General features: G+C 71.6%; 21 protein-coding genes. 16 read left to right on the top strand and 5 right to left on the bottom strand.

Translation table 11 applies throughout. The features are described from left to right. Positions 1-94 precede the first annotated feature (94 nt). Positions 95-1,129: a serine hydrolase domain-containing protein gene (locus QIY60_RS15875; protein ID WP_283143039.1), complete on the top strand. Its 1,035-nt coding sequence runs from the start codon at positions 95-97 to the stop codon at positions 1,127-1,129. A 188-nt stretch (positions 1,130-1,317) separates the two neighbouring features. After that, positions 1,318-2,010 carry an HNH endonuclease signature motif containing protein gene (locus tag QIY60_RS15870; RefSeq protein WP_283143038.1) on the top strand — a complete coding sequence of 231 codons (693 nt, stop codon included), beginning with the start codon at positions 1,318-1,320 and terminating at the stop codon, positions 2,008-2,010. 262 nt (positions 2,011-2,272) lie between these two features. Here the strand turns inward: QIY60_RS15870 and QIY60_RS15865 are convergent, their stop codons facing one another. Together QIY60_RS15865 and QIY60_RS15860 are read right to left on the bottom strand one after the other, a co-directional pair. After that, the gene (locus QIY60_RS15865; RefSeq protein ID WP_283143037.1) at positions 2,273-3,502 is read right to left on the bottom strand and encodes a hypothetical protein; all 1,230 of its coding nucleotides are present in this window, start codon (positions 3,500-3,502) and stop codon (positions 2,273-2,275) included. A gap of 884 nt (positions 3,503-4,386) precedes the next feature. Next, the gene (locus QIY60_RS15860) at positions 4,387-4,965 is read right to left on the bottom strand and encodes a DUF6415 family natural product biosynthesis protein (RefSeq protein WP_283143036.1); all 579 of its coding nucleotides are present in this window, start codon (positions 4,963-4,965) and stop codon (positions 4,387-4,389) included. A gap of 411 nt (positions 4,966-5,376) precedes the next feature. Between QIY60_RS15860 and QIY60_RS15855 the strand changes: the two genes are divergently transcribed. After that, entirely contained in the window at positions 5,377-6,129 is a 753-nt protein-coding gene (locus QIY60_RS15855) for a DUF6879 family protein (protein WP_283143035.1), read from the top strand. A gap of 16 nt (positions 6,130-6,145) precedes the next feature. Then, positions 6,146-6,997 carry a helix-turn-helix transcriptional regulator gene (locus tag QIY60_RS15850; RefSeq protein ID WP_283143034.1) on the top strand — a complete coding sequence of 284 codons (852 nt, stop codon included), beginning with the start codon at positions 6,146-6,148 and terminating at the stop codon, positions 6,995-6,997. A gap of 20 nt (positions 6,998-7,017) precedes the next feature. Here QIY60_RS15850 and QIY60_RS15845 read toward each other — a convergent pair whose 3' ends face one another. Together QIY60_RS15845 and QIY60_RS15840 are read right to left on the bottom strand one after the other, a co-directional pair. Further along, positions 7,018-8,220: a GAF domain-containing protein gene (locus tag QIY60_RS15845; protein WP_283143033.1), complete on the bottom strand. Its 1,203-nt coding sequence runs from the start codon at positions 8,218-8,220 to the stop codon at positions 7,018-7,020. Between the two features lie 161 nt (positions 8,221-8,381). Next, positions 8,382-9,515: a helix-turn-helix transcriptional regulator gene (locus QIY60_RS15840; RefSeq protein WP_283143032.1), complete on the bottom strand. Its 1,134-nt coding sequence runs from the start codon at positions 9,513-9,515 to the stop codon at positions 8,382-8,384. Between the two features lie 277 nt (positions 9,516-9,792). On the opposite strand from QIY60_RS15840, the gene QIY60_RS15835 reads away from it, so the two are divergent. The 11 genes from QIY60_RS15835 to QIY60_RS15785 all read left to right on the top strand — a co-directional run bounded on the left by QIY60_RS15835 (position 9,793) and on the right by QIY60_RS15785 (position 22,788). Continuing rightward, on the top strand, positions 9,793-11,211 hold the full coding sequence (locus QIY60_RS15835) for an FAD-binding oxidoreductase (RefSeq protein ID WP_283143031.1): 1,419 nt from the start codon (positions 9,793-9,795) through the stop codon (positions 11,209-11,211). Beyond that, a complete protein-coding gene (locus tag QIY60_RS15830; RefSeq protein WP_283143030.1) occupies positions 11,208-11,849 on the top strand; it encodes an NAD(P)-binding domain-containing protein in 642 nt (213 codons plus the stop codon). Before QIY60_RS15835 ends, QIY60_RS15830 begins: the two co-directional genes overlap by 4 nt. Positions 11,850-11,916: 67 nt before the next feature. After that, the gene (locus QIY60_RS15825) at positions 11,917-13,104 is read left to right on the top strand and encodes an MFS transporter (RefSeq protein ID WP_283143029.1); all 1,188 of its coding nucleotides are present in this window, start codon (positions 11,917-11,919) and stop codon (positions 13,102-13,104) included. A gap of 325 nt (positions 13,105-13,429) precedes the next feature. Then, positions 13,430-14,323, top strand: a complete 894-nt coding sequence (locus tag QIY60_RS15820) for an AfsR/SARP family transcriptional regulator (protein WP_283143028.1) — start codon at positions 13,430-13,432, stop codon at positions 14,321-14,323. Between the two features lie 220 nt (positions 14,324-14,543). Further along, positions 14,544-15,860 (top strand): aspartate kinase, encoded by a 1,317-nt coding sequence (locus QIY60_RS15815; RefSeq protein ID WP_283143027.1) that lies wholly within the window; start codon positions 14,544-14,546, stop codon positions 15,858-15,860. Positions 15,861-15,879: 19 nt separating this feature from the next. Further along, on the top strand, positions 15,880-16,719 hold the full coding sequence (locus QIY60_RS15810; RefSeq protein WP_283143026.1) for a 2-amino-3,7-dideoxy-D-threo-hept-6-ulosonate synthase: 840 nt from the start codon (positions 15,880-15,882) through the stop codon (positions 16,717-16,719). A gap of 14 nt (positions 16,720-16,733) precedes the next feature. Further along, positions 16,734-17,840 (top strand): 3-amino-4-hydroxybenzoic acid synthase, encoded by a 1,107-nt coding sequence (gene griH / locus QIY60_RS15805; protein ID WP_283143025.1) that lies wholly within the window; start codon positions 16,734-16,736, stop codon positions 17,838-17,840. Positions 17,841-17,969: 129 nt separating this feature from the next. Next, positions 17,970-18,344, top strand: a complete 375-nt coding sequence (locus tag QIY60_RS15800; protein WP_283143024.1) for a tyrosinase family oxidase copper chaperone — start codon at positions 17,970-17,972, stop codon at positions 18,342-18,344. A 26-nt stretch (positions 18,345-18,370) separates the two neighbouring features. Further along, positions 18,371-19,288, top strand: coding sequence for a tyrosinase family protein (locus tag QIY60_RS15795; RefSeq protein WP_283143023.1), 918 nt, complete (start codon positions 18,371-18,373; stop codon positions 19,286-19,288). A 19-nt stretch (positions 19,289-19,307) separates the two neighbouring features. Next, complete coding sequence (asnB, locus tag QIY60_RS15790; RefSeq protein ID WP_283143022.1) at positions 19,308-21,170, top strand: asparagine synthase (glutamine-hydrolyzing); 1,863 nt, start codon at positions 19,308-19,310, stop codon at positions 21,168-21,170. A gap of 1 nt (position 21,171) precedes the next feature. Further along, complete coding sequence (locus QIY60_RS15785; protein WP_283143021.1) at positions 21,172-22,788, top strand: carboxylesterase family protein; 1,617 nt, start codon at positions 21,172-21,174, stop codon at positions 22,786-22,788. Here the strand turns inward: QIY60_RS15785 and QIY60_RS15780 are convergent. Further along, positions 22,781-23,755, bottom strand: a complete 975-nt coding sequence (locus QIY60_RS15780) for a LacI family DNA-binding transcriptional regulator (protein WP_283143020.1) — start codon at positions 23,753-23,755, stop codon at positions 22,781-22,783. The two genes, QIY60_RS15785 and QIY60_RS15780, sit on opposite strands and share 8 nt — an antisense overlap. Before the next feature lie 209 nt (positions 23,756-23,964). Here QIY60_RS15780 and QIY60_RS15775 point away from each other — a divergent pair, with 209 nt between their 5' ends. Further along, positions 23,965-25,806, top strand: coding sequence for an amidohydrolase (locus QIY60_RS15775; protein WP_283143019.1), 1,842 nt, complete (start codon positions 23,965-23,967; stop codon positions 25,804-25,806). Positions 25,807-25,892: the final 86 nt, after the last annotated feature.

Below are 25,892 nucleotides of genomic sequence, written 5' to 3'. Positions count from 1 at the left end.
GCCGCGGACCGGAGTTCAACGCGCCATTGCCCCACCCGTCCTGCCCACGTCACTACGCTGATCCGGCGGGATGCCCACGGCGAACAGGGAGACCATGACGCACCACACCGACCGCATCGAGCAGCTCCTGAGCGAAGGCGTCCGTGACAAGGTCTACCCAGGCGCCGTATGGGCGGTCGGTGACGCCACCGGCACCCGTGCCAGCGGCGTCGCCGGAGTCCTCGACCCCAACGAGCCAGACATTCCCATGCGGCTCAACACCGTCTTCGACGCGGCCAGCCTCACCAAGATCCTCGCCGTGTGGTCTTCGATCGGCGCTCTCTGGGAAGAAGGCAAACTCGACCTCGATGTCCTTCTCGGTACCTTCTGGCCCGAGGTCGACGGTCACCCGCTGGGGGCCGTGACCTCCCGCCACCTACTGACCCACACTGCCGGCCTGCCGCTCCGCGCCCAGCTCAAGAACCTCTACGGCACCGATCCGCAGGATGTCCGCGACGGAGTCCTCCATGAAGCCCTCCACCGTCCGCCAGGCGAGGCCGTCGAGTACACCGACCGAGCCGCCCTCATCCTCGGCTACCTCGCCGAGCACCTCTCCGGACAGCGCCTCGACCAGCTCGCTACGGAACGGATCTGGCAGCCGCTGGGCATGAACTCCACTCGTTTCGGGCCACTGTCTGGCGAGATCGTCGCACGGTGCGCACCGACCGAACTCGACCAGGACAGCGGCACCCACCTCCAGGGCGTCGCCCACGACTTCTCGGCCCGGCTCCTGGGCGGAGTGTGCGGCATTGCCGGCACTTTCACCGTCCTCGACGACCTCATCAGCTTCCTTCTCTACATGCTGAACACCGCAATCGCTCCAGGGCGGGCCGGATTCGGCCGCGCTTGGACCACGGAGTCGCTGACCGTCCAGACCGGCGACCTGGAGCCCGCACGCGGCCTGTTCTGGCACCCCGCCCGCGCCGTAGACGAGGTCTGGGTCCACTACGGCTTCACTGGCACCGGTATGTGGATCTCACCTCGTCAGCGGCGCTGGGCTGTGCTCCTGACCAACAAGCTCTACTACACGCGCGACCGGCAGCCACTGACCGACGTTCGCAACACGTTCCGCGCGCTGGCTTTCGCTTGAGATGCAGCCCGCCGGGGCAGGCTCGAACAAGACCATCCATCACGTTAAGCATGCAGGTCAGCACACATTGTCAGTGACTGGCACTAGCCTCCCGGCTCTCAAGCACAGAGCAGATGGAGGTTGTGATGACAGTAGCCGCGAGCGTTCCCAGGGGAAGCCGAACCAAGCAGGCAACACACGTGTGGCTAATGGGGCTCACCGCAAACAAGGGGATGTGCACCTATTGCAGCACGAGCCCGTCGACAACCCTTGATCACGAAGAACCCATTGCGGACAACGGAGCCGACGTCTGGTGGAACTTCCTTCCCGCCTGCAAGCCCTGTAACGACTGGAAGCGCAAGCGGACGGCGCTCGAGTGGCTCATCGATCAGAAGCTCCATCGCGCCCAGCCCACAGTGGGGTTCGACACGCGCCGCATGCCGCTCATCATGTTCCACGGGTTCGAGGCCCGTATCGAACGCGTTCATCGCGAGCTCAGCGAGACTGGCCGAAGGGATTGGTTCCGTCACCACTACGGAGAAGCCCGCCACAAGAACAAGGCAGAGATGTTGGATCAGCTTGACTCCTGCCGAAAGGAACTCTCCGGCTACCCGCACCTTCCATGGACGACGCCCAACGTCCGCGCCACAGCAGCCGATGTGTGCACACGCCACATTTGCTGCGGGTGGCGGCACCCCCACGCCCGCTACATGGAGGCCGTGATCCTCACGGACGATCAGTTCGCAGCATTCTCAAGATCAGCCTTCGAGAACCGTATGTCGGAAGGTGACCTCACTGCCATGCTGATCCTGCGGCACTTGAACGCCCTCACCAACGGTGGGGCACGTTCAACATCAGCTGCAAGCGACGGGGCAGCGGTCCCCGGTCAACGCCGCTACTGAAGCTGACGCACGTGCCGTCGACGATCCGGCCCGAGCCGACGCGCGCGGCCACGACAGTGGCCGGGGCGTCGCCTGTCCTGCTCGGTCTTCTTCGTCGCCGAATCCTTTACGCGGCCTGATCGCCGGGCGGTGAAGTAGGCGTCACCGCCCGGCGACCCTCGTGCCGGTGCACGGCGCAGGGGAGTGCCGGGGCGGCGACGGGCTGGCTTTGCCGGCTGGCCCGATCCCTGCCGCTTGACCTGCGGGCCTCATGTCATCGTTGTCAGAGCCCGATCGCCAGGTCGTGGTAGACACCGGATGCGATCTGGGTGATCTTCTTGCCCGCCGCCTGCTTCAGGAGCCCCGACACCTCACCGAAGCCGTCGGAGCCAGCGACCAGGAGGGTGCCGTCATCGGCCACCGCCAGAGTGACGGTGCCACCTTGGGAGGCGGAGACCTGGGTGATCTTCTTGCCCGCTGCCTGCGCCAGGATCCCCGACACCTGGCCTCTCACGTCATTACCGGCGGCCAGCAGGGTGCCGTCATCGGTCACCGCCAGGCTCTGTTCCACCCCGGCGAAGACCTTGGTGATCTTCTTGCCCGCCGCCTGCTTCAGGAGTCCCGACACCCGACCGTAGACGTCATTACCGGCGGCCAGCAGGGTGCCGTCATCGGTCACCGCCAGACTGTAACCAGGACCGGCGAGGACCTGGGTGATCTTCTTGCCCGCGGCCTGCGCCAGGAGGTCGTCCACCTGGCAGGTGTAGTCCCAGCCGGCGGCCAGCAGGGTGCCGTCGTCGGTCACCGCCAGACTCTGGGTCTCCCCGGCGGAGATCTGGGTGATCTTCTTGCCCGCCGCCAGCTTCAAAATCCCTGACACCCGGCCGTACGTACCTGATACCTGACCGTAATCGTCACGGCCGGCGGCCAGCAGGGTGCCGTCATCGGTCACCGCCAGGCTGTGGTAGTAGCCGGATGAGATCTGGGTGATCTTCTTGCCCGCCGCCTGCGCCAGGATCCCCGACACCTGGCCGTTACCGTCCAAGCCGGCGGCCAGCAGGGTGCCGTCATCGGCTACCGCCAGAGCGTTGAAGTAGCCGCCGTTGATCTGGGTGATCTTCTTGCCCGCGGCCTGCGCCAGGATCCCCGACGCCGGACTGTTATAAGAGTTGCCGGCGGCCAGCAGGGTCCCGTCGTCAGCCACCGCCAGACTGTAGGTATAACCGGCGGAGACCTGGGTGACCTTCCTGCCCGCCGCCTGCTTCAAGATCCCCGACACCTGGCCGAAACCGTCGTCGCCGGCGGCCAGCAGGTCACCAGGAGTGGCGACGGGGACCGGTGCGCCGTGGGTCGCGGCCACCATCCCGACAGCGGGCGCGGCGTGGGCGGGAACGGCTGCGGACAGGACAGGTGTGACGAGGGCAGCGGTGAGGGCGACGGCACTGGCCAGCCGGCGACGGCGGACACCGCAGTGGGGCCGCGAGGCGGAGCGGGAACGTGCGGGGACGGTCATGCGCGGGACTGCCTTTCAGAATGACGGGAACGACTGCAACCAGGCGGTACGGCGCGGGATAGGTGCCGAACCCGCCGTGCAGGCAGCACTGCGTGCCCCTCCGGCTGAGGCGGTCGCACACACATGGCACTCATGAGATATCAGCTTTTAAGTGTACTTACCGGGCAATCCGCTGCCGGGGATGCGATGTTCACCCTGTTGGCCGGTGGTCGCGCCAGGGCGGACCCCTGACTCCCGGCCGGACGGTCACCCGCCGGCACGGCCAGGCACCGGTTCACGCTTCTGAGGTTCCCGGTTCGGGGTGACCTCATGGCGGGGCCAGGGTGAGTCCGGTCTCGGCGATGAACCCGTCGAGCAGGTCGGGGCGGTATTGCACGCGCTTGAGCCGGGTGCGGGCCAGGTCGGCGAGCCCGCTCTTGCTCGGCCCGAAAGCCGCCGAGAGACGGAGAGCTTCCTGGGAGCCGTTTGGGAGCCGGTTTACTCCCGGATCCCCTTCCACGCCGCACGAGGCCGACCGGGACCACATGCCTGACCAGGGCAAACATCATCCGCGCTAGCAAGATCAACAACCGAACCTCATTCGGGACGAAGAGGTCGCGGGTTCACGATCCCAGCCACCCCGAAGGGGCTCCATGCGTGAGCGGTGCGTGAGCGGTGCGTGAGCGGACGGTGTAGCAGGAGCCACCGGAAGCAGGACTGGCGATCATGCCGGGTGGCACTGACCTGCAAGGACAGCGCCACTCAGCATCAACGAGCACCCTCGATCAGGGATTCGATCCCGCTCCTAAAGCGGGTGTCGCAGGTTCGAATCCTGCCGGGGGCACCGAGAAATAGCAGGCCGGAGGCCCTGTCGTCCCAGCGGGCGGCGGGGCCTTCGGGCTGTCTCAGAAGTGCTGGAGCTCGTCGGCCGACGCCGCGAGCTCGCGCAGCAGGCGTACCTGGTCGAGGCAGCAGCGGGCCAGTCGCTTCGTGTGGGCCTGTTGGCGTGCGGGGTTCAGTGGCGTGCTGTCGGCTTCCAGTTGCCGGTGTGCCTCGGTGATGGCGCGTGTGAGGCGGGCCTGTGTGGTGGGGTCCAGGGCCAGTTGGGTGGCCGCTTCCTGTGTTACGGGCAGGAGTGCCGTCAGGAAGTCCCGGGCCCGTGTGGTCGCGGTGGCGGTGCCTTGCGGGCTGTCGTCGTCGAAGAGTGCGCGGCAGGCCTGCTCGATGCCGTCCAGCCCGGGGAGGGCGCGCGGCCCGGCCAGGACCTGGCTGCCGAGGCGGATGAGCTCGGCGAGGCCGTGCGGTGAGCAGAAGTCCTCGCAGTGGCGGGGCGGGCGGGTCCAGTACGCGCCGGGGGCGGGCCGTGCGGTGCGGGGCCGGGATGCCCAGCCAGGTTCCCTCCTCCAGGCGGTACGCCTCGGGTGCCGTGCGCTCGCCGGGCCGCGCCAGCGCGTAGTACCAGCGGCCCGGCTCGTACGCGTCATGGATCACCGCGCCCCCGGCCAGGTCGCCGAGCCGGGGGCGCACCAGCTCCGGCAGCGCGGAGCCGACCGCGCTGTGGACGACCGCGGACGGCAGACGGACCGCGTCGAAGACGCGGCCGGTGGGGATCAGGGCGATCCCGCTGAGCCTCCACTCATGGTGGGCCACCTCCGGGGTGGGGTGGGCGGAGGCGAGCCAGTCGGAGACTGTTGCCTGCGCGTCCTTTGCGTTCTGCGTTGCCATGAACTGGACGCTAGGGAGCCGACGTTGAACGCACGAGCGTCATTTCTCGGATTTTCTCGTGCCGACCCTTGCTTAGCCGAGAATTTCTCGCAAAGGTGCTCACATCCGGTATCGCACGGGGGCGGACCCGCCGATGCTGGACAGATCACTCCCGACAAAAGGGGACGATCATGGCGCGACGACTGCGCTTCAACGGCACGGGCAGCGGCGGCGGTTCCTGCCCCGCGATCCACGAAGACCTCGACTCGGGCGAGATCATCGTGCACGGGCCCCGGCTCACCGACCCCGAAGCCCCCGCCCAGCTTCAGCACCTCGACGACGACGAGATCCCGATCGTCGTCCCGCGCAACACACTGATCGACTTCGGACCGAAGGCGCGCGACACCGAACCGCGCATCCTCGACCCGGACACGTTCGCCCGGCTCTTCGAGAACTTCCGGCACAGCGCCTGGCATCTGGAGATGCGCCGCGGCTATGCGTCCGACGAAGCCACCGACACATACGCCCAGTTCGCGCGGGGCGAGGCGCCGACATGGGACATGGAGTCACCGTGGGCCCGCACCATCGGAGCCAAGACGCGGGACGGCGCGGCCGTCGGGCGCGTCCGCATCGTCGACAACCCGCCGACCGAGGGGCAGCTGTACCTCCTCGCGCACGCCGAGCACAACACCGCGCTGGGCGAGGACGTACGCAGCATGTGGCGCGACGACGCCAAGCGCGTCAACCTTCCGGACGAGGACTTCTGGATCTTCGACTCCCACATCGTCGCCCTGTGCATCTTCGACGAGGACGACAACCTCACCGGCGCCGAACTGATCACGGAGCCCGCGGCCGTCAATCAATACAACCGGCTGCGTGATGTCGCGCAGCACTACGCCATTCCCTACGACCAGTTCGCGGCAAACATGACTGCGGAACGGTAGAAGCAGGTGCGCACCGGTGGGCACGGACTATCAGCAGGCACGCGAGGCGCTCGGGGTGCGACTGCGAGAACTTCGGCTCACTGCTCCTGACGGTCGGCTCACCGGTACGGCCCTGGCGCACAAGCTCGACTGGCCCAACTCAAAGGTCTCCAAGCTCGAACTGGGCAAGCAGACCGCCACTCCGGACGACCTGCGGCAGTGGGCGGAGGCGACCGGCCGCCCCGATACATACGAGGAACTGCGGTCCAGGCTCGCAGGGTTCGAATCCCACATCCGCTCGTGGCGGCGACAGCTGGTGACCGGGCACAAGTCCGTACAGGACGCCGCCGCGGTCGAGCACGAGCGGTCACGGGTCCTCACCATCTGGGAGAACTGCCTCATCCCCGGCATGCTGCAGATTCCCGAATACGCCCGGCACGTCTTCGTCCGGCATGCCGACCTCATGCGATCACCGCGGGACACGGAAGACGCCGTACGTGCCCGTATCCAGCGACAAGGAGGGCTGTACCAGCCGGGCCGAAAGTACCGGATCATGGTCTGGGAAGGGGCGCTCCGCTCCCTGGTGTGCCCGCCGTCCGTACTCGCGACGCAGCTCCATCACCTGGCCGGCGTGATCGGGCTGGACACCGTGGAGCTCGGCATCGTTCCCTTCGACGCCTCGCTGAAGATCTATCCGGGCAACAGCTTCTGGATCTACGACGAACGTCTCGTGATCGTCGAGGACTGGCACGCAGAGCTGTGGATCGACGACACCGACAGCATCGCCACCTACCTCCGGGTCTGGAACACCCTGCGCGAGTCCGCCGTATACGGCCCCGACGCCCACCGCCTGATCGCCCGCGCCCGCACCGCGCTCCAAGACCCCTGAGCATCACCCGCGCACCCCCCTCACGCGCAATGACTGTCGAACCCCCCGACCCCCGCCGCCCCCCTCCCCACCCCCACCGCCAGCGCCACCGCCTGCCCCGCGTAGGCCAGCATTCGTTCGCCCTCGGGGGTGAGGGCCGTGCGGGGGCGGGCCAGGATGTGGCCAAGCCAGGTTGTGCCGGCCCAGATCGCTGCCTGCCAGGTGCCCGCGTCCAGGAGCACGGGGGTGCGGGGGGACGCGGTCGGTGGGGGGAGGGGGGGCCAGGTTTCCTCGCGGCCTGCCAGTACTCGGCCCCGGTGGTCGCGGACCAGGATCTCCGCGTCCAGGAGTACGCCGACCTCCGCCGCCAAGCCCGCCACGCCCTGGCCGGAGAGGGCGAAGCCGATGATGTGGTCGCGTACCGCCTCCAGCCAGCGCTCCGTCTCGATCGTCTCCATCGCCAGCGCGCTGTGCTCCTCCAGCTTGGCCACCTCGGCGTTGTAGAGCTCCAGCCACTGGGCCTTGTCGACCGCGGCCGCCGCCAGGTCCGCCAGGGAGCCGAGGAGGGCTGCCTCGTCGGGCTCGAAGTGGCGTACGTCGCGGTGGGCCGCGTACAGCACGCCCACCGTGCCGCTCGCGTGGTGCAGCGGCAGGGCGAGCACCGAGCGGATCCCCTCGCGGGCGATCGCCGCGTCCAGGGCCGGGTCGTGGTCCACGCGCGTCTCGGACTGGTAGTCCGAGGTCCAGAACGGGGCGCCCGTCGCCCTCACCACCGCCCCTATGCCGTGCTCGCCCGGCAGTTGCAGGCCTATGTGGAGTGAGGTGGTGGCTCCTGCCGAGGCTCTTATCACCGAGTCGCCCGTGCCCGTCGTCAGCAGGGCCACGAACGCCATGTCCACCTGGAGCAGCGCCCTGGTGCGGTGGGCCACCGTCTTCACCAGGCCGTCCACGTCGCACGACGAGGCCAGTTCGCGGGCCGTGTCCAGGAGGGCCGCCAGGTCCGCCTCCCGTCTGCGGCGGCGGTCCAGGAGCCCGTGCACCGTACGGCCCAGGCGGCCCGCCCGGTGGATGGCCGCCAGTTCGTCCGCCGTCGCGCCCCGGTCGTGCGCCCGTAACAGGACCTCGTCGATTCCGTCCAACGGTGCTTGTACGGCGAGCAGTTCAAGGATCTCCAGAGCCCCCGAGCCGTCTCCCTCGTCGTCCGGCTCCCAGTGCGCCGCCGCAGCCGTCGTCCTCTTCGCCACAACAAGCCTCCCGGACCCCGGACGCGTCGGCATCAGCGTTCCCGCCCAAGATATGTGCGCATTATGTGGAGGCGGAAGGGGGGAGTCATGTTCATCCGACATTTCTCACCGAGGCATTGAACCCAACGGGGTCCCGCCCCGTGTGTACTCACCCCCCGGGCTCACCCCCACACCCGCTGCTCCGACTCCTCCCCCAGCGGCGCGTAGTGCTCGGTGAACAGCTTCGCCACCAACTCGCCGCGGCTGGACACCCGGACCTTCTCGAAGATCGCCTTCACATGGTCCCGGACGGTGTGCGGCGAGAGGAACAGTTTCCCGGCCATCTCCGCGGTGCCCAGACCGCGCGCGATGTGCTGGGTGATCTCCAGCTCGCGGTCGGTCAGTTCGTACGCCTTCACCATCAGCGGGGCGACCTCCGAGATCGAGGCGCGCTCGATCACCACCGCCGACGCGCCCAGCTCGCCGTCCGCGCCGCGCAGGCAGGAGGCATGGCAGGCCAGCCAGCGGCCGCCCTTGCTGCGCACCCGCACCCGGGCCACGCCCTTGTCCCAACCGGCCGCGATGGCACGGGCCTTGCTGGCCGTACTGTGCATCCAGGCCGGGACGGACACCCCCAGCGGGGTCGGTGTCGCGGGGCCGGGGACGATGTCGTCCAGGAGTTCGCGGGCCTCGTCGTTGACCGAAAGGAGACGGCCCGCCGCGTCGAAGAGCAGCAGTCCGGGGCCGGGGCCGTGGCTCGGGGTCGGATCGGCGGAGGCGGACGGCTCGGTGAAGGAGCGCAGCCGGCGGGCCATCGCCGCCGACAGCTCCTTGACCACCAGGGTGTCGTCCGCGCCGAACGGCGGTGCGCCCTGCGCGCGGAACAGGCTGACCTGGCCCCACGGGTGGCCGCCCACCCGCAGCACGGCGCGCAGCTCGTCGTCGAGGCCGCGCGGCGCCAGGAAGTCGCGGTAGAGCGTGCTGCGGCCGGGCAGCCCGCCGGTCGCCTCGCGCAGCCCCGCCACCGGCAGCGGGGCGCGGGCCAGATCGCGGAACAGGTTGATGTTCTCCGCGAGCAGCTCGGACTCCCAGTAGACCGAACAGCCCTCCTCGGTGAGGTTCTCCACCCGGATCGGCGAGGTCATCATGCCCGTCACCGGGTCGGTGGCCCGCCACACCGAGGCGTCGTACGGGATGAGCCGGCGCAGCTGCTCGGAGGCGGTGGCGAACAGCGCGAGGGCGTCGGGGGCCGCGCCGATCGCCGTGAGGAGCGTGTCGATGGCGTGGGCTGTGGTCGCGTTCCTGGGCACGGTCACGGGGCCGGTACTCCTTCGCACTGCGCTGGTGGCGTTCGTCGACTGCGGGCCGGTGGGGGCTGGTCGCGCAGTTCCCCGCGCCCCTTACGGGGGCGCGGTACCTCACCCCGCCATCGTCCCCCACCCAACACCCCCGCACACCCCCCTCAGTTGAGGGGGGCCGCCTCGCGCCAACACCTTGATCTCGGGATGTCGCCCGGGCCGCCGCGCGGCCGACGATGGATGACGCCACGCCGACCCCGCCCCCCACCCCGCGCCGAATGAGGAGGCACCCACCGTGCGATCCGCCGTCCAGCACCCGCCGCACTTCCCCGCCGACCAGGTCGCCGGGCTCGCCGCCGCCGTGCGGGGGCCCGTCCTCCTTCCCGGGCAGGACGGTTACGCCGAGGAGGGCGCGGGCTTCAACACCCTTCTGGAACACCGCCCCGCGCTGGTGGTGGGCGCGACCGGGGCGGCGGACGTGGCGGCGGCGGTGAAGTTCGCCGCCGCGCACGGGCTGCCGGTCGCGGTCCAGGCGACCGGCCACGGCGCGGCCCGGGCCGCCGACGGCGCGGTGCTCGTCTCCACCCGCCGGATGACCGGACTGCGGATCGATCCGGACCGGGGCACCGCACGCCTGGCCGCCGGGGTCCTGTGGGAGCAGGTCATCCACGAGGCCGCGCCCCACGGCCTCGCCCCGCTCAACGGGTCGTCGCCGCTGGTCGGCGCCGTCTCGTACGCGCTCGGCGGCGGCCTCGCCGTGCTGGCCCGCACCTTCGGGTACGCCGCCGACCACATCCGCAGCGTCGACCTCGTCACCGCCGACGGCGCCCTGCGCCAGGTCGACGCGGAGCGCGAGCCGGAGCTGTTCTGGGGGCTGTGCGGCGGCAAGGGCAACTTCGGGATCGTCACCTCGATGGAGATCGGCCTGATGCCGGTGCGCCGCCTGTACGGCGGGGCGCTCACCTTCGACGGGGCGATGGCCCCGGCCGTGCTGCGCGCCTGGCTGGAGTGGACAGTGCTGGTGCCCGAGGAGATGAGCTCCTCGCTGGCCCTGGTCCGCTTCCCCGACGACCCGGAGCTGCCCGCCGAGGTGCGCGGCCGCTTCGTCACCCAGGTGCGGATCGCGTTCACCGGCGCGGCGACCGAAGGAGCTCAACTGGTCATGCCGCTGCGGGAGTTGGGGGATCGCGTCCTCGATACCGTACGAGAGATGCCGTACACGGAGGTCGCCTCGATCCACGGCGATCCGACCGAGCCGTACACGTACCACGAACGCACCATGATGCTCGGCGAGCTGGACCGGGCGGCGGCCGGGCGCCTGCTCGCGGTGGCCGGGCCGGGCTCGGGCTGCTCGCTCGGGCTCGTGGAGCTGCGCCACCTCGGCGGGGCGCTGCGCCGCCCGGTGCGGCACGCGAACGCGGTGGGCAACCGGGACGCGCGCTACTGCCTGCTCACCGTCGCCCCCGGTGGGCCGCGCCCGGCCGGTCAGGGGCCTGACGACCTGCTCCTCGACCGCCTCGCACCCTGGGCGACCGGCGGCAAGTACCTCAACTTCCTGGACTCCTCGGCCGGTGACGAGCACGTGCGCGCCGCCTTCACCCCGGACGCGTACGCCCGACTCGCCGCGCTCAAGGCGCAGTACGACCCCGGGAACATGTTCCGCGTCAACCACAACATCGCCCCCGCGGCGCTCGCCAGCGAGGTGTCGGCGTGAGGGTCGGGGTGATCGGCGCGGGGCCCATGGGCCGGGCCGCCGCGCGGCAGTTCGCGCTCGCGGGCGAGACCGTACGGCTCGCGGACCGCTCCCCGGAGCTCGCGGTACGGGCCGCGGCGGACGCGAGCGCGGGCACCCGGGGCAGCGTCGAGGCCCATGACGTCGAGGGCGCCCTGGAGGCCGAGCTCATCACGCTCGCGATGGGCACCGACGAGACCCTCGCCTTCGTCATCCACCACCGTTCGGCGCTCGCCGGGAAGATCCTCATCGACACCACCAACCCGGTGGAGGAGGCCGGAGGCACCGCCCTCGGCCGCACCGGCCCCAGCATGACCGAGCTGATCGCCCGGGCCGCCCCGCAGTCCTCCGTCGTCAAGGCGTTCAACACCTCCTGCGCGGCCACCCTCTTCGCCGGGCAGGTCGACGGCGCCCACCTCGACGTGTTCGTGGCGGGCGACGACTACAGCGCCAAGATCCCGGTCATCGAGCTCATCGACCGGGCGGGGCTGCGCGGCCTCGACGCGGGCGATCTGCGCAACGCGCACGTCCTGGAGCAGATGGCGCTGCTGTGCATGGAACTCATCGAGCGGCTCGGTCTGGGCCTGGGCGCCGGGATCAAACTCCTGCCCGACGGGTGACCGCGCCCCCGACCGCACCCGACAGGCCGTCCCCCGACCCTTCCCCGCACACTCCCAAGGAGCCACCGTGCGACTGCGCCTACTCGTCCTCGCGCTAGGAAACTTCGCGATGGGCGTCGACACGTTCATCATCGCGCCGATCCTCGACCCCATGGCCGACGACTTCGGCGTCTCCCGCACCACCGCGGGCTGGCTGATCACCGCGTTCGCCCTCGCGTACGCGATCGGCGGGCCGCTGCTCGCGGCGGCCACCGGGCACCGGCCGCCCCGCCAGCTGCTGCTCGGCGCCCTGGGCGTCTTCGCGGTCGGCAACGCGCTCACCGCCGTCGCCGGGGACTACTCCTGGGCCATGGCCGGCCGGGTCGTCGCCGGTGCGGGCGCCTCCATGTACACCGCCAACTCCCTCGCCGTGGCACGGGCGATGGTGCCGCCCGAGCGGGCCGGACGGGCGGCGGCGCTGGTGGTCGGCGGGCTCACCGCGGCCATCGTCCTCGGCCTGCCCCTTGGCGCCTGGCTGGGCGACCAGGCGGGCTGGCGCGCGGCCCTGTGGCTGGTGGTGGGGCTGACCGCGGTCGCGACCGCCGGGATCGCGGCGACCGTCCCGCAGCTCAAGGGGCAGGCGGCGACGACCCTGCGGGCCCGGCTCGCGCCGCTCGGGCAGCCGCGCGTGCTGGTCACGCTGATCGCCACCTGGCTCTGCCTGAGCACCAGTTGGACCGTCTACAACTACATCGACGAGGTGATGGACAAGGCGACCGGCGGCGACGCGGGACGCACCTCGCTGATCCTGCTCTGCTTCGGCATCGGGGCGGTGTCGGGCAACCTGCTCACCGGGCGCCTGACCGACCGGATCGGGCCGGTGCGGACCATCACGGTCGCCGCGCCGCTCCTGGTCACCGCCGCCACGCTCACCCCGCTGCTGTCCAAGTCGCTTGCCGCGGGCATCGCGATGGCGGTCGCGTGGGGCGTGTGCCACTGGATGATCAACGTGCCGCAGCAGATGCGGCTGGTGGCGACCGCGCCGCAGTCCGCCCCGCTCCTGCTCGGCCTGCACCAGAGCACGATCTACATCGGCATCAGCACCGGCGGTGTGGCCGGGGCCGCCGGGTACTCCGCCGACGGCGCCTCCGGCGTCGGCTACGCCGCGCTGACCGTGGGGGTGGTGGCGCTGGGCGTCCTCGCGCTCTCCCTGCGGATCAACCGGCCCGCCGCCGCCCCCTCGACGGCCGCGCCCACCGCGGCTCCGGCCCGGTAGGCGGACGCGGTAGGCGGGCGCCTCCACGCGTACTCCACGGGCCATCTGAAATCCTTGCCGAAGACGTTCCGCCCGGCCGCCGCATCGGCCGGGCCGGAATAGCGTGGCGCTTGGCTGGAAGTGCGGTGATTCGGCTGCGGACCGTCCGTGGCCGGTCGCGCCCACGCGGCGGAGCCGCACGTGTCACAGCCCCGCGCCCCTTACGGGGCGCGGTGGCGCGCCAGGCGTCGAAAAGATTGCTTAGAACGCCGACTTGGGGAGGGCTCAGCCAATGCAGTCAGCGGGAAACCAAGCATTCACTTTCCGGATACTCGGCCCACTTGAAGTGGAATGCGGGGGCCGGAAGGTCCGTCTGGGCGGATTTAGGCAGCAGGCACTGCTCGCCACGCTCTTACTGGAAGCCGAGCACGTCGTACCGATCGAACGGCTCCTGGAGGCCATCTGGGAGGACACCCCGCCCGCCTCGGCCAAGGGGCAGGTGCGGATCTGCGTGTCCGCTATCCGGCGCCAGTTCGTCGGCGCGGGCGTGGGCGACCTCATCGAGACGCACCCCGCCGGGTACCGCATCCGGCTGCCCAACACCGCGCTCGACCTGGCCCGCTTCGAGCACCTGGCCGCCCTCGGGCGCCGGGCGGCCCGCGACAAGCAGCCCGAGCAGGCGGTGGACCTGTTCCGCTCGGCACTGGCGCAGTGGAAGGGCCCGGTGGCGGCGGGCCTGGAGAGCAGGGTGCTGCGCCAGGCCGCCACGATGCTGCGCGAGGAGCAGCTCTCCGTACTGGAGGAGTGCGTCGACCTGGAGCTCCAGATGGGGCGGCACCGCAAGGTCGTCGGGGAGCTGTACCGGCAGGTCGCCGAGAACCCCTACCGCGAGCAGATGTGCGCCCAGCTGATGCTCGCCCTGTACCGCTCGGGGCGGCAGGCGGACGCGCTGCGGCAGTTCCGCGAGACCCGTACGCTCCTCTCGGCGGAGCTCGGCATCGACCCCGGCGAGTCGCTGCGCACCCTGGAGCGGGCCATCCTGGCCGAGGACCCGTCCCTTGAGACGCCCAGCCGGACCGCCCCGGAGCAGCAGGGCCCGGCCCCGGTCGCCTCGCTGATCCGCCAGCCCGCGCACCGCGCCGTGAAGACCTCCTGGACCGACCACACCCTGGCCATGCGCACCCGGCTGACCAGTTTGCAGCAGGCCAACCTCCGCCTCCAGGCAACGTTGAAACTCTGACGAAATCCGGTGGGCGCAGTCCCCACCAGCGGTTTCCCCGATGCCCCGTGCCCTCGGCACGGGGCATTTCGCATCCGGTATCGCCGCGCGCGCCTCCGCGATATCCGCGTGAAACCTGGCCGATACGCGCCTCGGGGAGCGTCACCGCCGGTGGGGCCGGACGGGAAGGCACGGGGACCCGGGAAACGGCCTCGCCGAAGCCGCAGGAAAGGACTGCTTCATGGCTCTCTCGAACGGCGGAGGTGACCCCTCGCACGCCGAACGCCCCGACCGGCGCGGGCCCGTGGTGCACAAGTACGGCGGGAGCTCGCTCGCCACGCTCAAGCAGGTCCGCGCCGTGGCGCAGCGGGTCGCGGCCGCCCACCGCACCGGCCGCGACGTGGTCGTGGTGGTCTCGGCCCGGGGGAACACCACCGACCGGCTGCTCCAGCTGACGGAGTCCGTCGGGGCGCCCCCGGCGGGCCGGGAGACCGACCAGCTGCTCGCGACCGGCGAGAGCGCGTCCGCCGCGCTGCTCGCCATGGCCCTGCACCGGACCGGGGTGCGGGCGGTGTCCCTGGTCGGGGCCCAGACCGGCATCCTGGCGACCGGGGCGCACGGCCGGGGCGTGATCGTCGCCGTCGACACCGAGGCCATCGGCGAGGTGCTCGCCCAGGGCGCGGTCGCGGTGGTCGCCGGGTTCCAGGGGCTGACCGCCCGGCGGGACGTGATCACCCTGGGGCGCGGCGGGTCGGACACCACGGCGGTGGCCGTGGCCGCCGAACTCGGCGCCGCCCACTGCGAGATCTACACCGACGTCGACGGCGTGTTCACCGCCGACCCCCGCAAGCTGCCCACCGCCTCGGTGCTGCCGGTCGTCGACGTCGACGTGATGGCCGAGATGTCGTTCGCCGGCGCCAAGGTCATGCACGCCCGGGCCGTGGAGCTGGCGGCGCTGCGCAACGTCGACATCCACGTCAAGCACTCCGCACGGCCCGGCCCCGGGACCGTGATCGCCGCCAGGGAGGAGACGAAAGCCGACATGCTCGAATCACCGACGACCGTCACCGGAGTGGTCCTCGACGCGGACGTGGCCCGGGTGACCCTGCGCTTCGGCGCGGGCGACGCGGACGCGGCCACCGACGTCTTCGCATTCCTCGCCCGCGAGTCCCTCTCCGTCGACATGGCGGCGCTCTCGGACGAGAGCACGGGCGTGAACATCGGCATCACCCTGCACACCGACGACGTACAGCCGCTGCGGGACTACCTGGCCCGGCGCCCCGGGCCGCCGGGCCGGCGCATGGAGTCCGACGAGGGGATCACCAAGCTCTCCCTGGTCGGTACGGGACTGCTCAGCCGCCCGGACAGCACCGCCCGGATGCTGCGCTGCCTCAAGTCCGTGGCCGTCGCGCCCAGTTCCGTCTCCACCTCGCAGATGCGGATCTCGGTGACCGTCCCGGACGACGACGCGGTCCGGGCCGCCCGGGTCCTGCACGACGAGTTCGGCCTCGCCGCACTCAACGCCGGGACGGGGTTCACCGCGCCCGTGCCCGCCTGATCCGACAGAGGAGGTTCCGATGATGTTGCACCATTCGTTCGCACGTCAGTTACGGCTGCGGCGCATCCATCGCCACGGCGGCGACCGGCTGCTGATCGTCCCGCTGGACCATTCGGTCACCGACGGCCCGCTGACCGGCGGCAACCGTCTCGACCACCTGGTCGGGCAGCTCGCGGACAACGGCGTGGACGCGGTGGTCCTGCACAAGGGCAGCCTGCGGTACGTCGACTCCGCCCGGTTCGCCCGCACCTCGCTGATCGTGCACCTGAGCGCCAGCACCGTGCACGCCCCCGACCCCAACGACAAGTACCTGGTCGCCAGCGTCGAGGAGTGCCTGCGCCTGGGCGCGGACGCGGTCAGCGTGCACGTCAACCTCGGCTCCACGCAGGAGCGGCAGCAGATCGCGGACATGGCCGCCGTGGCGGACGCCTGCGACCGGTGGAACGTGCCGCTGCTCGCCATGATGTACCCGCGCGGCCCGAAGATCACCAACCCGCGCGACCCGGCGCTGATCGCCCACGCGGCCTCGCTCGCCGCCGATCTGGGCGCCGACATCGTCAAGACCGTCTGCGCCGAGTCCATCGCCGAGATGCGCGACATCACCTCCGCGTCCCCCGTCCCCCTGGTCGTCGTCGGCGGCCCCCGGGAGCCCGACGAGACCCGGGTGCTCGCGTACGTCGACGAGGCGCTGCGCGGCGGCGCCAGCGGCGTGGCGATGGGCCGCAACGTCTTCCTCGCGCCGGACCCCGGGGCCATGGCCGCCAAGGTCGCCCGGCTGATCCACCCCGTACCGCACGACCTGCCCGCGCACAGCGCGGCTCCCGAGGCTCTCGCCGTACCGCTGACCACCGTCTCTTAAGAGGAGTTCTCCCCATGAAGCTCAGCTGGCTCGACGCCCGTTCGCTCGGCGAGGCCAAGGAGGCCATCCTCCAGGAGGCCCTGCACTACCGGCTCGAAGGCGTCGTCGCGGACGACCCCGCCGACCTGGCCGACCTGCCGCCGACGATCACCAAGGTGCTCTTCCCGCAGGGCAAGCCGCTCCCGGCGGAGTTCGGCGACGCGTCCGTGGTCATCGTGGACCCGGCGGCCCACGGCATCACCCCGGCCGAACTGGCCATCAAGCACCCGGAGATCGAGTTCGGGCGCTTCGTGGAGATCATCGACGCGCCCACCCTTGAGGACGCCTGCGAGTCCGCGCGCACCGAGAAGTGGAGCGTGCTGCTCTTCCGCGACCCCACCAAGATCCCGCTGGAGATCGTCATCGCGGCGGCCGCCCGGGCCACCGGCAGCATGATCACGGTCGCCCAGGACGTGGAGGAGGCCGAGATCATCTTCGGCGTCCTGGAGCACGGCTCGGACGGCGTGATGATGGCGCCCAAGGCCGTCGGCGACGCCGCCCAGCTCAAGAAGGCCGCCACCGCCGACGTGCCCGACCTCAACCTGGTCGAGCTGGAGGTGCGCAGCACCGAGCACATCGGCATGGGCGAGCGCGCCTGCGTCGACACCTGCACGTACTTCCGCGAGGACGAGGGCATCCTGGTCGGCTCGCACTCCAAGGGCATGATCCTGTGCGTCAGCGAGACGCACCCGCTGCCCTACATGCCGACCCGCCCGTTCCGCGTCAACGCGGGCGCGATCCACTCGTACACGCTCTCCAAGGACGAGCGGACCAACTACCTCAGCGAGCTCAAGGCGGGCAGCAAGGTGCTCGCCGTGGACATCAAGGGGCAGACGCGGCTCGTCACCGTCGGGCGGGTCAAGATCGAGTCGCGGCCGCTGATCTCGATCGACGCGGTGGCGCCGAACGGGCAGCAGGTGAATCTGATTCTTCAGGACGACTGGCATGTACGGGTCCTCGGCCCCGGTGGCGTCGTCCTCAACAGCACCGAGCTCAAGCCGGGCGACAAGGTTCTCGGGTTCCTGCCGAGCGAGGACCGGCACGTGGGTTATCCGATCGATGAGTTCTGCCTGGAGAAGTAACGGTTCGCTGCGCGGTCGTTTGTCTGCGGGCCGCCTTGGGCTGGTCGCGCAGTTCCCCGCGCCCCTGTAGGGCGCCCGGCACCGCAGGTGCTGGGCGCCCCCCACCCCCACCCACAGAAAGGTCCCCCCATGCTCAACCGCCGCGATGTGATCAAGCGGGGCGCCGTCGCCGCCACCGTTGCCACCGGGATCGCCGGAGCCGGCGGGGTCGCCGTCTACGGCACCCGCGACGGCTCCCCCGCAGTCGCCGCCGCCCACAGCGACGACCACACCGAGACCTACAAGGGCCGCACCATCCGGGTCACCCAGGCCGGCGCCGACCACGCCGTCTCCATAGACGGCAAGCCGCTGCACCTGATGAAGCTCGGCGAGGGCGCCTATCTGAGTGCCCTGTGCCACTACGAGGTCGCCAAGACGCCGCTGCACGCCGCCCGCGCCGCCGTCGACGAGCTGCACGGCGCCAACCTCGTACCGCTCGGCGACGGCTCCCACCACTCCATGTGATCCCGCGAGATTCGAGGAACAGGACCATGACGCACGTCCGCAGGAACCACCTGGACATGTCGCGCAGCGAGCGGCGGCGGTTCATCAAGGCCGTCCTGGAGATCAAGCGGCGCGGGATCTACGACCGGTTCGTCAAGCTCCACGTCGACGTCAACTCCCAGGACTACCTGGACAAGGACACCGGCAAGCGGGTCGGCCACATCAACCCGGGGTTCTTCCCCTGGCACCGGCAGTACCTGATGGAGTTCGAGAAGGAGCTGCGCCGGGTCGACCCGACGGTGACCCTGCCGTACTGGGACTGGACCAAGGACCAGTCGCCCCACTCCCCGCTGTGGGCCGACGACTTCATGGGCGGCGACGGGCGGGCCTCCGACGGCATGGTGATGACCGGGCCGTTCGCCTACCCCAACGGCTGGCAGCTCAAGGTCAACGTGCAGCCCGAGGGCGACGAGAACCCCGCGCTCAACGGCCACTACACCGTGGACGACCGCAAGTTCCTGATCCGCCGCATCGGCCAGAAGATGCCCTCGCTGCCCTCGCCCGAGCAGTTGCAGCAGACCATGGACCTGCCGGTATACGACTGCCCGCCGTGGAACTACACCTCCGGCAGCCAGCCGCCGTACAACAGCTTCCGCAACCACCTGGAGGGCTACACCAACTTCGCCTGGGAGCCCCCGGCCGGGAAGCTGCACGGCGCCGGGCACCAGTGGGTGGGCGGCCACATGATGTACATCTCCTCCCCCAACGACCCGGTCTTCTTCCTGCACCACTGCTTCATCGACAAGATCTGGGCCGACTGGCAGACGCTCCACCCGGACGTGCCGCACTACCTGCCGCAGGAGCCGACCCCCGAGGTCGCCGACCCGAGCACACCGCTGTTCCCGTGGCACACGAAGACCGTCGCCGAGGTCGTCGACCACCGCCGGTTCTACACCTACGCCTGACGAGAGGGGGGTCTGAGACATGTGCGGTATAGCGGGCTGGGTCGGTTACGGCCACGACGTGACGCGGCACGAGGACAGCGCCCGGGCCATGACCGCCACCATGGTCTGCCGAGGACCCGACGCGGGCGGCGTGTGGACCGGCCGGCACGTCGCCCTCGGCCACCGGCGCCTGGCGGTCATCGACATCGAGGGCGGCAGGCAGCCGATGGCCGCCGGGTTCGGCGTCGCCCCCGAGGCGGTCACCACCTACAGCGGCGAGGTCTACAACTACCGGGAGTTGCGGGCCGAGTTGAGCGCACGGGGCCACCGGTTCCGTACCAACAGCGACACCGAGGTGGTGCTCCAGGCGTATCTGGAGTGGGGCGACGCCTTCGTCGAGCGGCTCAACGGCATGTTCGCGTTCGCCATCTGGGACACCCGCACCGAGGAACTGCTCCTGGTGCGCGACCGGATGGGCGTCAAGCCGCTCCTGTACTACCCCACCGACGACGGGGTGCTCTTCGGCTCCGAGCCCAAGGCGATCCTCGCCCATCCGCTGGCCGAGCCGGTCGTCGACGCCGAGGGCCTGCGCGAGGTGTTCGGCCTGACGATGACGCCCGAGAACGCCGTGTTCCGGGGGATGTACGAGGTGCGGCCCGGCAGCATGGTCCGCCTCTCGCGGCGCGGGCTGCGCAAGACGCGGTACTGGCAGCTGGAGTCGCACCCGCACACCGACGACCTGGACACCACCGTCGGCACGGTCCGCGAGATCCTCGACGACACCGTGCGCCGCCAGCTCGTCTCCGACGTGCCGCTGTGCTCGCTGCTCTCCGGCGGCCTCGACTCCAGCGCGGTCACCGCGCTCGCCGCCCGGGCGCTCGCCGAGGAGGGCGGCGGCGACCGCATCCGCACCTTCTCCGTCGACTTCACCGGCCACGCCGAGCGGTTCGAGGCCAACGCGGTGTGGGAGGCGCCGGACGCGCCCTTCGTGAAGGAGGCCGTCGCCCACATCGGCACCGACCACGAGGACATCGTCCTCGACAACGCGCAGCTGCTCACGCCCGAGGTGCGCGGCGCGGTCCTGCGGGCGCTCGACCTGCCCACCGTCACCGGTGACATGGAGTACTCGCTGTACCTGCTCTTCCAGGCGGTACGGGCCCGCTCCACGGTCGCCCTGTCCGGCGAGTCGGCCGACGAACTCTTCGGCGGCTACAGCCACTTCCACGACCCCGAAGCGGTCTCCTCGGCCACCTTCCCCTGGCACCTGCCCTACCGCAGGGCCGGCGGCCAGGACGCCCTGCGCACCACGGGCCTGTGGGACCGGCTCGACCTGGGCGGCTACATCGACCAGCGCTACAAGGAGGCGATCGCGGACGTCCCCGCCCTGCCCGGCGAGAGCCCGCAGGAAGCGCGGATGCGCGAGATCAGCCATCTGCACCTGACGCGCTTCGTCAACTTCCTGCTCGACCGCAAGGACCGGATCAGCATGGCGGTGGGCCTTGAGGTCCGCGTCCCGTTCTGCGACCACCGCCTGGTCGAGTACGTCTTCAACACCCCCTGGGCGATGAAGACGTTCGACGGCCGCGAGAAGAGCCTGCTGCGCGCCGCGACCCAGGACGTGCTGCCGCGCTCGATCGTGGAGCGCAAGAAGAGCCCGTACCCGTCGACCCAGGACGTCCAGTACGAGATCTCCCTGCGCGACCGCATCACGGCCCTGGCCTCGGGCGACTCCCCCGTCCTCGACCTGGTGGACCCGAAGGGGCTGCGGCGCCTGCTGGACCGGCCCGTGGGCTCGTACTCGATCGGCGGGCCCTACAGCGGGCGCGCGGTCATGGAGCGGCTGATCGACCTGGACGCGTGGATCCGCGGCTACGGCATCCGCTTCGTGCCCGAGGCGGGCTGAGATGCCCTCACCCGCGATGGGGCGCCGGGCGGTGCTCGCGGCCTCCGCGGCGGCGGCCGTGGCGTACGCGGCACCGGCCGCCGCCAAGCCCTCCGGCCCGGCGGTGGCCCGCACCACCGCCGGGCCGGTGGCCGGGGCCCGCGTCGGCGGCGCCCTGGCCTTCCGGGGCGTGCCCTACGCCCGACCACCGCTTGGCGAGCTCCGGTTCGCCTCGCCGCGGCCGCCACGGCCCTGGCGGGAAGTGCGCGACGCCACCCGGTTCGCCCCGGCGTTCCTCCAGACCATCGACCCCGCCAGCAGCGAGGACGGCCTCTACGCCAACGTCTGGACGCCCGCCCTGCACGGGCGGCGCCCGGTCCTCGTCTACATCCACGGCGGCGGCTGGCAGGTCGGCGCGGGCAGCCTGCCGACGTACGACGGAGGCCGCCTCGCGGTCCGCGGCGACCTCGTCGTCGTCACCTTCAACTACCGCCTGGGACCGTTCGGTTTCGGCTACCACGAGGACCTGACCGACGAGACGACCGGCGACTGCGCCAACTGGGGCCTCCAGGACCAGGCCGCGCTGCTGCGCTGGGTACGCGACAACGCCGAGGCCTTCGGCGGCGACCCGCACAACATCACCCTCAGCGGCACCTCGGCGGGCGGCGCCTCCGCCTGGCAGCTCGCGCTCCGCCCCGAACTGCGCGGCCTGGTCCGCCGGATCGTCCCGATCAGCGCCTGCCACGTCTGGCAGCCCGCCACCTCGCTGACCGTCCCGGACGCGCGCCGGGCGTACGAGGAGGTGGCCGCCCGGCTCGGCACGACCGTACGGGGACTGCGCGCCGCGCCCGCCGGGGCGCTCCGGGACGCCTGGTGGACGGTCTTCAGCGGCGCCCCGGGTGGGCGGAGCGTGGGCAGTGGGCGCGAGTACCGGGGCCCGGTCGTCGACGGCCGCTGGATGCGCGGCTTCGACCACGAACTCCCCACGCCCGCCCTGCCGATCCTGTCGATCCACACCCGTACCGAGGGCTCCTTCTACACCGGCCCCGGCTCCCCGATCCCCACCCCCGCGCCCACCGACGACACCTCGTTGCGGGAGTCGGTGCGCGGGGTGCTGCTCAAGGGCGCGGCACAGGTGCCGGACTCCCTGGTGGACGGGTGCGTCGACGCGTACAAGGCGGCGGCCGGGGCCGACGGGCTGCCGCTGGACCCGGTCTCGCTGTGGACCGACGTCTGGGGCGACGGCCTCTTCCGGTACCTGAACGTCCGCCTCGCCGAGCGGCACGCCCGTACGGGCACGGCGCCCGGGTATCTGATGGAGTTCGCGCACCCGGCCTGCCCGCCGTGGTTCGGCACCCCGCACGAGCACACCTCGCCGTTCCTCTTCGGCACCTACGCCCTGCCCGAGAACACCGGCGCGTGCGGCGACGGCCCCGCCGAGGCGGAGGTCAGCGCCGCCTTCATGGACGTGGTGGCGTCGTTCGCGCACACCGGCGCCGCGCCGTGGCCGGTCTTCTCCCCGGACCGCCCGAGCACACTGATCCTGGGCGAGCCGGGCGGCCCGCGCACGGCGTACCCCACCAAGGCGCGGCAGCTGCGGTTCTGGGACGACAACGCGTGGGTGCCACGGCTCAGTTGAGGGCCCGCAGCGAGGACGCCCTCGGGGTGAGCCGCGCCGGAACGGTCTGCCCCGCCCCGCCGGGACCGCCCTCGACCAGGTCCACGAGCGCGGCCACCGCCGCCCTGGCCGTGCGGTGCGGTGCGAGCGTCACCGTGGAGACGGGCGGGGCGGTGGTCTCGTACGCCGGATCCTCGCTCGCGCACACCACGAGCAGGTCGTCCGGCACGCGCAGCCCGCAGCGCGCCGCCGAGGCCAGGACGCGGTGGCCGCACGGGTCGTAGAGGCCGTGCACCGCGTCCGGCCGGCCGGGCCCGGCGAGCAGGGCGTCCAGGGTGCGGCCGTCGCGGTCGCCGAAGTCCAGCGGCACGACCATGGGCTCGCTGCCGCGCGTCGCGCACCACTGCTCGTACGCCGCCCGGCAACTGCGCGTGTAGTGCTCCTCGCCCGGGCCCGCGACCAGCGCGATCCGCCGTGCGCCGCGCGCCGCGAGGTGGTCAAGGACCTCGTGCGTGGTGGCCCGGTGGTCGTTGTCCACCCACGCCTCGCGCACGCCGAGCCGGGCCGGGCGGCCGTCGAAGACCAGCGGCAGGCCCCGGGCGCGCAGGATGCGGACGACGGGGTCGTCGGGCGGACTGTCCAGGAGCACCGCCCCGGCGACCGGCACGGTCCGCCACAGCGACTCGGCGGGCGCGGCCGGGAGCGCGATCAGGGCGTAGCCGCGCCGGTGGGCGGCGGCCGTGGCGGCGCTGATCGACCGGGCGTAGAACGGGATGCCGGCGAAGTCCCAGGAGAGCGTGCCGTACGTGGTGACGGCGAGGGCGAGGGTACGGGGCGGGGGCTCGCCGTAGCCGAGCGCGGCGGCGGTCGCCCGCACCCGGGCGCGGGTCGACTCGGCCATGCGGCCGGTGCCGTTCAGCGCGTTGGAGACGGTCGCCACGGACACCTCGGCCGCGCGGGCCACGTCGGTGAGGGTCACTCGGGGCACGGGCTCAGCGTACGGAATCCGTTGCCGGAGCGGGAGTTCGCGGGGCAGATCGGCTGCGGCGGGGCGCTGGTGGTTAAGGGATTAATCGCGAAGGGTGCGGTGCGGAACGGGGCGTACGACCGCCGCTCGCGGCCGCGAACCGCCCGGCCGCGGACCGCGGTCGCCGCCCCGGACCGTCCCGCCCTCGTCCCCTCGCCCCAGGAGCAGCCATGCGCAGCAGCGCCCGACCCTCCCGCCGTCTGGTGCTGGCGGCCGCCCTCGGGACGGCCGCCGCCGCCTCCGTCGCGGCACCCGGCACCGCCGTCGCCTCCTCCCCGCGGCGTTCCGCCGCGCTCGTCGTGCACCGGGCGCGGGTGCTCACCGGCGAGACGCACGCGCCCGTACGGGAGGCGGTCGCCGTCGGGCGGGACGGCCGGATACTGGCGACCGGCACCGATGCCGAGCTGCGGCGGTACATCGGCCGGGACACCGAGGTCGTCGACGCGCGCGGGGCGACGGTCATGAGCGGCATCCACGACGGCCACGCCCATCCACTGGGCGCGGGCGAGCGCAGCCTCCACCCGACGCTGGAGGGAGCGACCCTGACGATCCCTCAACTTCAGGACACGCTACGAGAGTTCCTGTCATCCGACTCCTCCCACGAGCCCGACGGCTGGCTGGTGGTCGAGGACTGGAACCCGGTCGGGCTGCTCCCCGCCGGGACCGTCCCGCACCACCGCATGCTCGACTCGCTGCCGACCCGCCGCCCCGTCGCGCTCATCGGCAACGACGGGCACAACGCGTGGGCCAACCAGCGCGCGCTCGACCTCGCCGGGATCACCGCGAGCACCCCCGACCCGTCGGGCGGCCAGATCGTGCGCGACCCGGACGGAACGCCGGGCGGCCTCCTGAAGGACACGGCCCAGGACCTCCTGACGAGGGTGATCCCGCCGCCCACCGAGGCGCAGCTCGTCGCCGCCTGCGCCAAGGCGCTCGCCCGGGCGGCGGCGTCGGGCATCACCACGTTCATGGACGCGTCGGTGGGCACGCACCAGCTCGACACGTACGCCGCGCTGGCCGCCGCCGGACGGCTGCCGCAGCGGATCGTGCCCGCGCTCCTGATCGGCCCGGACCTGGCGAAGGATCCGGCGGGAGCGCTGCGTCACGTACGGGACCTGCGGGCGCGGTACGGGCAGGTGCCGGGGCTGCGGTTCGGCACGGCGAAGGTGTTCCTGGACGGGGTGATCGAGTACCCGTCGCAGACGGCGGCGCTGCTGACTCCGTACCTGGACGCGGAAGGCAGGCCGACCGGCCACCGAGGCGACCTGTACGTCTCTTCTGCGGACTACGGCCGTCTGGCGACGGTCTTCGACCGGGCGGACTGGCAGTTGCACGCGCATGCGATCGGGGACCGGGCGGTGCGGACGGCGCTCGACGGGTACGAGGCGGCGGTGCGGGCGAACGGCCGCCGCGGCAACCGCCACACGGTGGCCCACCTGCAACTGGTCCACCCCTCCGACTACCGCCGCTTCGCCCCGCTCGGGGTGGTGGCGTGCATGCAGCTCCAGTGGGCGATGCGGGACATCTGGACGATGGAGGCGCTGCTGCCGTACATCGGCCCGGAGCGGCACCGGCTGCTGTACCCCGCGCGGAGCCTGGAGCGCCACGGGGCGACCCTGGCGGGCGGCTCCGACTGGCCGGTGGACCCGCTCCAGACGTGGAACCAGGTCCGTACGGCGGTGGACCGGGAGGGGTCCGAGGCGGGGGAGGGTGCGCTGTATCCGGAGCTGGAGGGTCTGACGCGTGCGTCGTCGTTGCGCATGCACACGGCGGGGACGGCGCACCAGTTGCGCATGGACCGTCTGAGCGGCCGCCTGCTGCCGGGGATGGCGGCGGACCTGGTCCTGCTGGACCGCGACGTGACGCGCGTCCCGATCCCGGAGGTGTCGGGGGTGGGGGTCCGCCTGACACTGGTCGGAGGCCGGGTGGTCCACGAGGGCGTGACCCCGTCGGCGTCGCCGCGCCGGGCGAGGTCCGTGGCGGGGGTGCACGGGGCGTGCGGGTGCGGGTGACCGGGGTGCCTGGTGCTTGTTTTGTCTGCGGACCGTGCTGGGTTGCTCGCGCAGTTCCCCGCGCCCCTTAAATGCCGCTGCGCGGC

It is taken from the genome of Streptomyces sp. BPTC-684, from assembly GCF_030028635.1.
GTDB classification, from domain to species: Bacteria; Actinomycetota; Actinomycetes; order Streptomycetales; family Streptomycetaceae; genus Streptomyces; species Streptomyces noboritoensis.
The sequence above is the reverse complement of the archived record's forward strand: the minus strand, read 5'-3'. Positions and strand labels throughout refer to the sequence as shown.

Excerpts from the sequence above, each read along its gene's own strand:
- QIY60_RS15875 (WP_283143039.1), top strand. The coding sequence starts at position 95 with ATGACGCACCACACCGACCGCATCGAGCAGCTCCTGAGCGAAGGCGTC.
- QIY60_RS15870 (WP_283143038.1), top strand. The coding sequence starts at position 1,318 with ATGGGGCTCACCGCAAACAAGGGGATGTGCACCTATTGCAGCACGAGC.
- QIY60_RS15865 (WP_283143037.1), bottom strand. The coding sequence starts at position 3,502 with ATGACCGTCCCCGCACGTTCCCGCTCCGCCTCGCGGCCCCACTGCGGT.
- QIY60_RS15860 (WP_283143036.1), bottom strand. The coding sequence starts at position 4,965 with ATGACGCGTACGAGCCGGGCCGCTGGTACTACGCGCTGGCGCGGCCCG.
- QIY60_RS15855 (WP_283143035.1), top strand. The coding sequence starts at position 5,377 with ATGGCGCGACGACTGCGCTTCAACGGCACGGGCAGCGGCGGCGGTTCC.
- QIY60_RS15815 (WP_283143027.1), top strand. The coding sequence starts at position 14,544 with ATGGCTCTCTCGAACGGCGGAGGTGACCCCTCGCACGCCGAACGCCCC.
- QIY60_RS15810 (WP_283143026.1), top strand. The coding sequence starts at position 15,880 with ATGATGTTGCACCATTCGTTCGCACGTCAGTTACGGCTGCGGCGCATC.
- griH (WP_283143025.1), top strand. The coding sequence starts at position 16,734 with ATGAAGCTCAGCTGGCTCGACGCCCGTTCGCTCGGCGAGGCCAAGGAG.
- QIY60_RS15800 (WP_283143024.1), top strand. The coding sequence starts at position 17,970 with ATGCTCAACCGCCGCGATGTGATCAAGCGGGGCGCCGTCGCCGCCACC.
- QIY60_RS15795 (WP_283143023.1), top strand. The coding sequence starts at position 18,371 with ATGACGCACGTCCGCAGGAACCACCTGGACATGTCGCGCAGCGAGCGG.
- asnB (WP_283143022.1), top strand. The coding sequence starts at position 19,308 with ATGTGCGGTATAGCGGGCTGGGTCGGTTACGGCCACGACGTGACGCGG.
- QIY60_RS15785 (WP_283143021.1), top strand. The coding sequence starts at position 21,172 with ATGCCCTCACCCGCGATGGGGCGCCGGGCGGTGCTCGCGGCCTCCGCG.
- QIY60_RS15775 (WP_283143019.1), top strand. The coding sequence starts at position 23,965 with ATGCGCAGCAGCGCCCGACCCTCCCGCCGTCTGGTGCTGGCGGCCGCC.